Raw genomic sequence first — 1,458 nt, 5'->3', positions numbered from 1 at the left:
AGCGTTTCAAACACGCTCAACCGAAAGGAACCAAGAAATGAAAAAGGCACTGATTTCCTTCGTCACCGCGTTCGCCATTGTTCTGAGTGCTGGAATGTCCATGGCGCACCCGTTGGATGGCTACGACCACCAAACTTCCAAAGCGGCTGGCCCTGGCTTCCATTTGAACTCAGAACTATCGAGTTCCGACCCTTGTGATTCATGCACTGATGCATGGGGATAAACTTTAACAGCGGATGCTTTGGACTGCGTTTGAGACGATGAGCATCCGCTTTCTTGCCCCAGCCTGCAATGTTAACCGATTTGCACATCCTGAGGTCGACCTAAGCGGTTCGAGCACTGCCCGGAGATTGGCCCGTCCAAGTCTTGTAGGCATTGCTAAACGCCGCTTGATCAGAATAACCAAGCGCAAAAGCAATCTCAGGCAGACTTAGCTTGGGGTCATCAAGATACTGCTCTGCCAGCCTTGCACGGATGTCCTTTAGCAGTTGTTTGTAAGTTGTGCCTTCCTTGGCAAGTTTGCGCCCAAGTGTGCTGATGCTCATCCCCAGTGTCTTCGCGATATCATCTTGTGTTGGAGCGCTAAAAGACAGTCGCGACGTTATCTCGCTCTGCACCAAAGAACTTGTTTCACCTATTACTGGCGGTAAATCGTTCATCAACGTTTGCACATGTTTTTCAAGGTGCAGAAGCAATGCGGGGTCCGTATCCTTGATCGGGATATCCATCACTGCTTTATCGAACAAGATGCCGGGAACTCTTTGTTTCTGCTTGATATTGACTGATAATGCACTAGAGATTTGGGTCCGCTTTTCTTCGGTCAATTCATGCGGAAAACGTATCTCAAGGACTGGCAAAGGCGTCTCAGCCGCAATTTGAAGGCTGGTCAAAAAAGCAGACATTCGAAACTCATTGTGAGCTCCATCAGAGCGCATCAGTTCAGCGATGGAGTCTATCTCCAGAAACATGCCACGTTCTTCTTCATAGAAGGACAGTTTGGCAAAGCCCCGAGCCAAGCGAGCATAGTTCACTGCCTTCTCGATTGCCTCGCCAACGGTCGGAGAGTTCAAAACGACATAGCTGAGGAGTGTAGTCTTTCTGGGGTTGAAGGTTTTTCCCGCAGTGATCGCAAACAGGGGGTCTCGGGTCTCTTGCACTGCAAGCTCCAAGAGTCGGAGCTCATTGCGAACATCAACAAAATCCGGCGGAGTTTTGTGACAATCAACGGGTAAGTTGGTCGATCTCAGAAGCGCAACAATATCTGAACCACGGTTTTCCAGAAGCCTGGCTATGTGATGCACACCAAAACCTGGAACATTCCAAGATTGGCCGTCAGAACTCACTTTGTCCTCTTTCATGCTCATATGCCGCCCGAGTCTGAAGTACCCTGCAAATCAGGGCGTTTTGTGGTTTAGGTAACAATAAGCAGGGTCCAAAAGCCATGCCAAGAAATCGTTT

2 protein-coding genes are annotated in these 1,458 nt (G+C 49.2%); one reads left to right on the top strand and one right to left on the bottom strand.

Translation table 11 applies throughout. The features are described from left to right. Window positions 1–223, top strand: a 223-nt coding sequence (locus tag AC2FHX_RS20970; RefSeq protein ID WP_496703699.1) for a hypothetical protein, incomplete at its 5' end; no start/stop codon positions are given. Window positions 224–323: 100 nt separating this feature from the next. Here AC2FHX_RS20970 and AC2FHX_RS20965 read toward each other — a convergent pair. Next, a complete protein-coding gene (locus tag AC2FHX_RS20965; RefSeq protein ID WP_496703701.1) occupies window positions 324–1,358 on the bottom strand; it encodes an AraC family transcriptional regulator ligand-binding domain-containing protein in 1,035 nt (344 codons plus the stop codon). Window positions 1,359–1,458 lie beyond the last annotated feature (100 nt).

Source organism: Ruegeria sp. CDSC042, from assembly GCF_059610745.1.
Note: the sequence above shows the minus strand (reverse complement) of the source record. Positions and strands in the feature narration are given on the sequence as shown.

Excerpts from the sequence above, each read along its gene's own strand:
- AC2FHX_RS20965 (WP_496703701.1), bottom strand. The coding sequence starts at position 1,358 with ATGAAAGAGGACAAAGTGAGTTCTGACGGCCAATCTTGGAATGTTCCA.